Annotated in this window: 5 protein-coding genes and 1 pseudogene; 4 read left to right on the plus strand and 2 right to left on the minus strand. The window is 68.6% G+C overall.

Annotation, left to right across the window (positions count from 1 at the left end; all coding sequences use genetic code 11):
- A pseudogene (locus tag ABD255_RS34835) lies at positions 1-205 on the plus strand (hypothetical protein); the annotation flags it as partial.
- Positions 206-406: 201 nt separating this feature from the next.
- Here the strand turns inward: ABD255_RS34835 and ABD255_RS34840 are convergent.
- Entirely contained in the window at positions 407-1,621 is a 1,215-nt protein-coding gene (locus ABD255_RS34840) for an aldose epimerase family protein (RefSeq protein WP_344221048.1), read from the minus strand.
- 226 nt (positions 1,622-1,847) lie between these two features.
- Here ABD255_RS34840 and ABD255_RS34845 point away from each other — a divergent pair, with 226 nt between their 5' ends.
- From ABD255_RS34845 to ABD255_RS34855, 3 genes are all read left to right on the plus strand, one after another.
- Positions 1,848-2,447 (plus strand): isochorismatase family protein, encoded by a 600-nt coding sequence (locus tag ABD255_RS34845; protein ID WP_344221049.1) that lies wholly within the window; start codon positions 1,848-1,850, stop codon positions 2,445-2,447.
- A gap of 6 nt (positions 2,448-2,453) precedes the next feature.
- A complete protein-coding gene (locus tag ABD255_RS34850; protein WP_344221050.1) occupies positions 2,454-3,386 on the plus strand; it encodes a GlxA family transcriptional regulator in 933 nt (310 codons plus the stop codon).
- A 114-nt stretch (positions 3,387-3,500) separates the two neighbouring features.
- Positions 3,501-5,645, plus strand: coding sequence for an MMPL family transporter (locus tag ABD255_RS34855; protein WP_344221051.1), 2,145 nt, complete (start codon positions 3,501-3,503; stop codon positions 5,643-5,645).
- Positions 5,646-5,772: 127 nt separating this feature from the next.
- Here the strand turns inward: ABD255_RS34855 and ABD255_RS34860 are convergent, their stop codons facing one another.
- On the minus strand, positions 5,773-8,979 hold the full coding sequence (locus ABD255_RS34860) for a glycoside hydrolase family 3 N-terminal domain-containing protein (protein WP_344221052.1): 3,207 nt from the start codon (positions 8,977-8,979) through the stop codon (positions 5,773-5,775).
- Between the last annotated feature and the right edge of the window lie 26 nt (positions 8,980-9,005).

Consider the following 9,005-nt stretch of genomic DNA (forward strand, 5'->3'; position numbering starts at 1 on the left):
CCCCCCACCCACCCGGCACGCCGAGCCCGCCGACCCCACGACGGCCGAGCCCTCACCCACCCCGGCTGACCCGGCGCCTACCCGGCCGATCCCCGGGCGATCGGCACGCACCGGCCAACTCGCCTGGCTCACCCCAGCAGCCGCCGAACGACTCGACCCCTGGGGCGAACGATCCAGCGAACCCGACCTCGCCGACAGCGGCTGACCAACCAGCGCACACAGGCCGCCGAGGCCCGTGATCGATCGCGGCAACCCGCGAGGACCGATCGGTGCTCGCCAGCCATCGGCCTGGGCCAGGTCGCCGGCACCTTCGACCGGCTGACTCACTTCGCCATGGCCCGCGAGGCCAGAACCTCTTCGGCGAGTGACCCGTGCCCAAAGGACGCGGGTCACTCGGTCCGAGTGCCTACTTGGTGCCGAAGGAGTAGATGGTGGTGGAGGTGAGGGTCTGGCCGGGGCGGAGGACGGTGGAGGGGAAATTCGGCTGGTTGGGGGAGTCGGGGAAGTGTTGGGTTTCGAAGGCGAAGGCGTCGCCCTGGCGGTAGGACTTGTTGCCGATGCCCTGGAAGGTGCCGTCGAGGAAGTTGCCGCTGTAGAACTGCGCGCCGGGCTCGGTGGTGTGGACCGTGACCGTGCGGCCTTCCTCGGGTTCCCAGAAGCGCGCGGCGAAACGGAGACCGTCGGAGTCGGCCTTGCCGAGGACGAAGTTGTGGTCGTAGCCACGCCCGATCACCAGTTGGGGGTGGTCGTCCCGGATCCGCTTGCCGATCCTGGTCGGCTTGTTGAAGTCGAAAGGCGTACCGGCGACCGGCGCGATCTCGCCGGTCGGGATCAGGCCCGCGTCGACCGGCGTGTACGACGGGGCGTTCAACTGCAGGACGTGTCCGTCGATCGACCCGCTGCCCTCACCCGCGAGGTTGAAGTAGACGTGGTTCGTCAGGTTGACCACGGTCGCCTTGCCCGCGACGGTCGCCCGGTAGTCGATCCGCAGGTTGTCCCGCTTGTCGAGCGTGTAGGTGACCGTGGTGGTCAGCTCACCGGGGAAGCCCATCTCGCCGTCCGGGCTGACGTAGCTGAAGGCAACGCCGACGGCCTTGTCGGTCTGCACGACCTTCGCCTTCCAGACCTTCTTGTCGAAGCCGATCGTGCCGCCGTGCAAGGCGTTCTCGCCGTTGTTGACCGGGATCTGGTAGGTCTGCCCGTCGAGGGTGAACCGGCCCTTGGCGATCCGGTTGCCGTAGCGGCCGATCGTCGACCCGAAGTACGGGCTGAGCGCCGCGTAGTCGGGCAGGTTGTCGAAGCCGAGGCTGATGTTCTCGGTTCGGCCGCGGCGGTCGGGGGTCTCGACCCGCTGGATGGTGGCGCCCCAGGTCAGCATCGAGATGGTGACCCGGCCGTTGGTGAACGTGTAGACCTCCACCTTGACGCCTTCGGGAGTGGTGCCGAACGGATCCTTGCGGATCTCGAGCCGGCCGTGACCGTGCGGTGAACCCATGGCCGCGACCCTATCCGGCGAACCGGCGGCGGCCGCGGTGGTCTGCAGCGCACCGGTGGCAGCGGCGCCGAGGCCGAGCGCGCCGGCCGTCCGGAGGACCTGGCGGCGGGGCAGATTGGCAGGCATGGAAACCCCTCTCTGTACTGGGCGGTGTCGGCGAGAGAGCGTGCACATGGCCGACCCGGGCACTGTAAGCAGGGTTGTCCAGTGTTTGGAATAGTTGGTAACGGTTCGAATTCGTCCGATGACTGCACTGATCTGACGACCGTTGCCGCAACGCTGACCAGATCGGTCCGGTGGCGGGCGCGATGATGTCTTCTCCGCGGTCGCCGGGAGCAGCACCATGGAGGACATGACCCAGACCGCACTGATCGTGATCGACGTCCAGGAATCCTTCCGGGTCCGGCCCAACTGGAAAGCCGTGAACCACCCCGACATCGCCGACCGGGTGAACGTCCTGGTCGACGCGGCCCGCGCGAAGGGCGACCTGGTCGTCTGGGTGCTGCACACCGAGCCGGGCACCGGCGGCGCCTTCGACCCGGCGGAGGGTCACGTCCGGCTGATCGAGGGACTCGAACCGCGAGCCGGCGAGCCGATCCTGCACAAGACCTCGCACAACGCCTTCACGACCACGAATCTCCAGCAGATCTTCACCCAGCACGGCATCCGCGAGGTCGTCATCAGCGGGATCCGGACCGAGCAGTGCTGCGAGACCACCACCCGGGTCGCGTCCGACCTCGGGTACGACGTCGTGTTCGTCACCGAGGCGACCGCGACCACCCCGCTGCCGCACTGGACCACCCCGGCCGATGCCACCCTCGAGGAGATCCTGGCCGACCCGAGGACGCTCAGCCCGGAGGTGATCGTGGAGCGGACGGAGTACGCGCTGGCCGGGCGGTTCGCCACCATCCGGACGCTCGACGAGCAGGCCGGCCTGGTGCTGCGATCCTGAGTGATCATGTCTGACCGGATCATGCGGACCAAGATCGTCTTCTTCTTGTTGCCGAAACTCCACTTGCTGGACCTGGCCGGCCCGGCGCAGGCCTTCTCGACCGCGAACGACCTCGGCTACGGCTACGACCTGCACTACGTGGCCGAGGTCGACGAGATCGTCACGGCCCAGGGGGTCCCGATCAGGGCGAGCCGCGACTGGCCGGAGCTCAGGCCCGCCGACCTGATCGTCGTACCGGGGTGGCGGTCGCCCAGGTTGTCGCCGCGGACGCCGATCGCGGCGGCCGGCAAGCAGCGGCTGCGGGCTCATCATGCGGCCGGCGGTTCGGTCGCGAGCGTGTGTTCGGGAGCCGACGCGCTCGGGGCGGCGGGGCTGCTCGACGGGCGGAAGTACACCACCCATCACGACCTGACCGACGAACTCGCCGCGCGCTATCCGAAGGCGAACATCGTCCGCGACGTCCTGTACGTCGTGGACGACCGGGTGATCACCTCGGCGGGGATCGCCAGCGGGATCGACCTGGCGCTGCATCTGATCGCGGTGGAGCGTGGTGCGGAGGCAGCCGCGCGGGTGGCGCGGGAGATGGTCGTCTACGCGCGCCGCAACGGAGACGAACTGCAGGAGAGCGCGATGCTCCGGCACCGGGGTCACCTCAGCGATCTCGCGCACCGGGTCCAGGACGTCATCGACAGCCGGTACGCCGAGCAGTTGCGGCTTTCCGATCTGGCCAGTGGAGCCGGCGTGAGCGAACGGACGCTGACTCGCATCTTCACCACCGCGACGGGTCTCACCCCACTGCGCTACCAGCAGCTACTCCGCCTCGAACGCGCCGAACACCTCATCGGCCACGGCGCCACCGTGGAGTCCGCCGCCCGAGCAGTCGGCTTCGAAGACGCCCGCATGCTCCGCCGCCTCCGCGCCCGCCCCCTGGCGGGGTAGGTCTAACCCCACCATGTGACGGGGGTTTGCACTCCTGAGTTCTCCTCCAGTCCGCACCAGGCTTCTCGGTAGAGCGGGCAGGGTGCCCGCGGGGACTGCGAGAGGTTGACCAGGATGAGCAGGCGATCTGTGACAGTGCGCGTCGCGCGTTGGAGTGCTACCCATCCCTGGCGGGCGATCGGCCTCTGGCTGTTGCTCGTCGTCGTCGCGGTCGGGCTGTCGGCCGCGATTCCGAAACAACAGACCAAGGCCGACGACACCTGGATCGGCCAGTCCGGTACCGCGTCCGAGCTGATCCGGCAGGCGAACCTCGAGGACAAGCCGAGCGAGACCGTCCTGCTGACGGATCCCGACGGCCCGCTCGACAAGGCCGCGGCGACGGCGGCCCTGGACCAGCTGCGGCAGAAGATGACGGCGATCGACGCGGTCGGCGCGGTGGGACAACCGGTCTGGGCCGAGAACGGTACGGCCGCACTGCTTCCGATCGAGCTGAAGGGCAACGCGGACGACGCCTCCGACAACGTCGAGAAGCTGGTCGCGGCGACGGCCGAAGTACAGGAGGCCAACCAGGGCCTGACCATCGAGCAGGCCGGCACCGCTTCGGTGGACGCCGGGATCTGGAAGCAGGTCGGCGACGACCTCGCGCGGGCCGAGAAGCTCAGCCTGCCGATCACCTTCGCGCTGATGTTGCTTGCCTTCGGCGCCTTGATCGCGGCCGGAATCCCCGTCCTGCTGGCGTTCTCGGCGGTCGGCGCGGCGCTCGGCTTCTACGCGCCGCTGTCCTACCTGTTCCCCGACGGCGGATCGGTCGCCAACGTGGTGCTGCTGATCGGTATGGCGGTCGGCGTGGACTACTCGCTGTTCTACCTCAAGCGCGAGCGGGAGGAACGGCAGCGCGGACGCGGTACGGTCGACGCGATCGAGATCGCGGCGGCGACCTCGGGACACTCGGTGGTTGTCTCCGGATTCGCGGTCATCGTCTCGATGGCAGGCCTGTACGTCGCGCAGGACCCGGTCTTCTCCTCGATGGCGACGGCAACGATCGTCGTGGTCGCCGTCGCGGTCCTCGGGTCGCTCACCGTCCTGCCGGCGCTGCTGGCGAAGCTGGGTCACCGGGTGGACCGCCCGCGCGTCCCGCTGCTGTGGCGCCTGAACCGGCGGATCGGCCCGGGTGGCATCAGCCGCCGGCTCCTCGCCCCCGTACTGCGCTTCCCCAAGGCCGCGCTGGTGATCTCCGCCGTCGCGGTGGTGGCGCTCGCAGTACCGGCGCTCGGGATGAAGACCGAGCCGGGCGGGCTGAGCACGCTGCCGCAGAGCATCCCCGAGGTCAAGACGCTGACCGCCCTGCAGCAGAACTTCCCGTCCCAGGGAATGGCCTTCGATGTGGTAGCCAAGGGCAACAATGCTGAGGCCGGACTGGCCAACTTGCAGCAGGCCGCAGTGGCCGGCCGGGAGTTCGTGGTGATGCCCGGCGAGGCGATCAAGAAGAACGGCGACACCGCGGTACTGACGCTGGTCTCGGTCCTGCCGGACACCAGCGCGGACGCGAAGAAGGCGTTGGAGAAGCTGCGGAACGACCTGGTTCCGTCGGCGCTGAGCTCGGCCGGGACCACCTGGGCCGTCGGTGGCGAGACGGCGTCGTCGGTCGACTACGGGCAGCACCAGCGCGACCAGTTGCCGTACGTGATCGCGTTCGTGCTCGCGCTGACCCTGCTGATGATGGTCTTCACCTTCCGCAGCGTGGCGATCGCGCTGGTGACCACCGTGCTGAACCTGGCGTCCGTCGCGGCCTGCTTCGGCGTCCTGTCCCTGGTCTTCCAGCACACCTGGGCCGAGGGGTTGCTCGACTTCACCTCACCCGGGTTCGTGATCTCGTGGATCCCGGTCTTCCTCTTCGTCATCCTGGTCGGGCTGTCGATGGACTACCACGTGTTCGTGCTCGGCCGGATCCGCGAGGGCGTCCAGGAAGGCCTGTCGCCGAAGGAGGCGGTGCGCAAGGGCATCACCGAGTCGGCCGGAGTGGTGACGAGCGCGGCGGCCGTGATGGTGTCGGTCTTCGCCGTCTTCGCGACGCTCGGAATGATCGAGATGAAGCAGATGGGCATCGGCCTGGCGGTCGCCGTACTGATCGATGCCACCCTGGTCCGGATCGTGATGCTGCCCTCGATCATGGTCCTGCTCGGACGCAAGGCCTGGTGGCCGAACAAGCTCGCGGCCACCGCCCCCGAGACCCGCGACCGCGAACTGGTCACCGTCTAGACGCCAGGCCACCAACACTCAGTCCGTTGTCATGAGGAGCTAGAAAGAGCGTTTGGCGGCCACCGCTTGGACCGGACGGGCTGAAGGGCGGGACGGTGGAGTTCGCCGTCCCGCCCTTCGGTGTTGGCTACTTCAGTTTGTGCGCTGCGGCGAGCTTGGCGATCGCGCCGGTCAGGTCGCCGTTGAAGGCCAGGTGTTCCGCGTCGGACGTCAGCTTCGACGTGGCTTCGTCGAGGTTCTGACCGATCTGGTCCTGGGCGATCCAGCGAGCGGCCGCGACCACCGCGTCGCCGTCGTTGAATGAGTCGACCTTGGTGCGCTGTAGGTACTTGCCCGCTTGGGCGAGTGCCGCCAAGGCGCTGGTTGCCTGCGGCCCCGACCAGTCTTTCACCCGCAGAGCGAGGTCGATGTAGATGACCGAGGCAAGCACCTCCGGGGAGAGGAAGCCCTTGCGCAGCAGCTCCTTCTTGGTGTCGAGCAGCTCCTGCCGAGCCGCCGCCTGCGTTGTCAGACCCCAGCCGAACGGGTACTGCGGGTCGTAGGACGCGTCTCCGACATTGAGCGGCTGCTGCGACTCCGCCTTCGGCCAGCTGACCGGGAGCCGGCCACTGAACGGCTTCTTGCCGAACAGTACGTCGGCGACACCGGCGCCTTCGGTGCCCGGCAGCCACGATGCCACCAGCGCGTCGATCTCGCCGAGCTGGTCCGCGATCACCTGCGGACGGCCGGCGACGACCAGCACCACGCACTTGGTGGCCGCGCACACCTTGTCCACGGCGGCCTTGTCCGCGTCGCTGAGGGCGAGGTCGTGGCCGTTGTTGCCGACGTCACCGATTCCCTCGGCGTACGGCCGCTCGCCGACCACGACGACGCCGACATCGTGTCCTTCCAGCGGCGCCGAGGCGTCCTGGCTGAACGTTGCCGTCGGCACCACCTGCTTGATCCCGTCCAGGATCGTGGTGCCGGTCGTGGTGTTGCCGGAGGCACCTTGCCAGCTGATGCTCCAGCCGCCGAGCTGGTTGCCCAGATCGTTGGCGTTGCTGCCGGCCACGTAGACCTTCGCGGTCGGGGCCAGCGGCAACACGTTGCCCTCGTTCTTCAGCAGCACCTGGGACTTCGCCGCGGCCTCCCGGCCGACCGCCCGGTGGGCCGCCGAACCGATGGTGTCCAGCTTGCCGGTGTCGGCGTACGGGCGCTCGAACAGGCCGAGCTTGAACTTCTGCACCAGGATCCGGCGGACCGCGTCGTCCACCCGGGCCTGGGTGACCCGGCCGGCGGTGACCTCGTCGGTCAGGCCCTGGGTGAAGCCCTGGTAGTTGGTCGGCACCATGATCATGTCGAGCCCGGCGTTGATCGACGTACGGATGTCGCTCGGGTAGTCCCCGGGCAGCTGGTCGATCGCCTGCCAGTCGCTGATCACGAACCCGTCGAAGCCCATCCGCTGCTTCAGCACTCCGTTGATGAGCTCGGCGTTGCCGTGCATCTTCACCGGGCCCGAGATACTGGTGCCGTCGTCGCCGATGATGTCGACACTCGAGTACGACGGCATCACGGTGCCGACGCCCAGGTCGACCGACGTCTTGAACGGGTCGAGGTGGATCGCCTCCAGTTGCTGCCGGGTCACCTCGGTCACGCCCTGGTCGATCTTGTAGCTCCCCGTCGTCGACGACCCGTACGTCGTACCGCCGTCGCCGACGTAGTGCTTCGCGCTCGCGAGCACCCGGTTGCTCTGGTTGAGCTGACTGCCGTCGGCCTTGCCCTGCATGCCGGTGATGACGCTGGCCATCACCTTCACCAGCGCGGGGTCCTCGCTGAAGCCCTCGTACGTGCGGCCCCACCGGTCGTCGCGGACCACGCACACGCACGGCGCGAAGTCCCACGGGACGCCGGTCGCGCGGACCTCGGTCGCCGTGACCTCACCGGCCCGTCGGGACAGCTCGGGGTCGTGGGTGGCGCCCATTCCGATGTTGTGCGGCAGGATCGTCGCGCCGATCACGTTGTTGTGCCCGTGCACCGCGTCGACGCCGTAGATGAGCGGCACCTGCAGCCGGGTCGCCTGCGCGTTCAGCTGGAACGAGTCGATCATCGCGGCCCAGCCGGCCGGCGTGTTCGGCGTCGGCACCGAGCCACCGCCGGACAGCAACGAGCCGAGCGCGTACGTCGCGATGTCACTCTTCGAGCGCAGCGCGTTCCGCTCGGCCTGGGTCATCTGGCCGACCTTCTCCGCCAGCGTCATCCGGCCGAGCAGGTCCTTCACCCGGAGCTTCACCGGGAGCTTGCTGTTCAGGTACGGCAGGTCGTGCGCGTTGATGACCACCTGCGGCGTGACCGTGGGGGCCTTCGCGCCGGTGACCGTGAGCTCGACCGGGATCGTCTCGGCGACCTCGGCCGACTTGTCCTTCTTCGTGACCACCTGGACGGTCTGGGACGTGCCGGACGCAGTACCGGCTGGGAAGGTGAAGGCGCCCGAGACCGGCAGGTAGTCGGCGGAGCCGGCGGTTCCGGTGCCGGTGCGGTACTCGACCGTGACCGGCTCCTCCAGCGGGGTGCTGCCGGTGGTGGCGACGGTCAGCTTGACCTGCGCGGTGCCGCCCTCCTTGACCGGGTAGACGCCTGCGTCGGTGACCACGCTCGCCTTCAACGCCGGGTCGGCCTTGCCGTACACCTCCACCTGGTCGATGGCGAACTCACCAGGACCTCCGCCGGGCATGGTGAAGGCGTAGCCCCACATCTGGGTCAGGTTCAGGATCTGGTCGATGCCGCCGACCGGCTGGTAGTCGCCGCGGTAGACGAGATCGCTGAACGGGATCTCGACCAGGTGCCAGCCCTGCCAGTCGTCGGTGAAGCTGGTGTTCCACAGCTCCGACGCCTCGGCGTTCGCGCCGCCGTCCTTGATCTCGAAGAAGATCCGCCGGCCGGACCCCGGCGGCAGCGGCGCGGTGTTCTGCCCGTACCACCAGAACCGGATGCCCTTGTGGATCGACCAGTTGCCGGGGTTCTGGTCGAACGTCACGTCGTGGCTGAAGCCACCCCAGCCGCTGATGTTGTAGGTGCCGTGCAGCACCTTCTCGCCGACCGGCGCGTCGTCGCGCGCCTGGAACTCCATTGTGGGTGGGTCGTCCGCGTCACTGCCCCAGCCGAAGATCCCGGGGTTCGGCGGCGAAGCGAACGCCTCCGCCCCCTCGAACGCCGCCAGCACGGTCGGCGCCGGGTCGTCCGCGGCCGCCTGCGAGGCGACTCCGAGCGGTAACAGCCCGGTCAGCAACGCCGCGGTCGTGACAAGCGCGGTACGACGTCTGGGTCGTCTTGAGCGGATAGCTGGCCACCTGGGCATGGGCGACTCCTCGGGGATTGGTGCGC

Origin of the sequence: Kribbella sancticallisti (assembly GCF_039530625.1) — a bacterium.
GTDB lineage: Bacteria > Actinomycetota > Actinomycetes > Propionibacteriales > Kribbellaceae > Kribbella > Kribbella sancticallisti.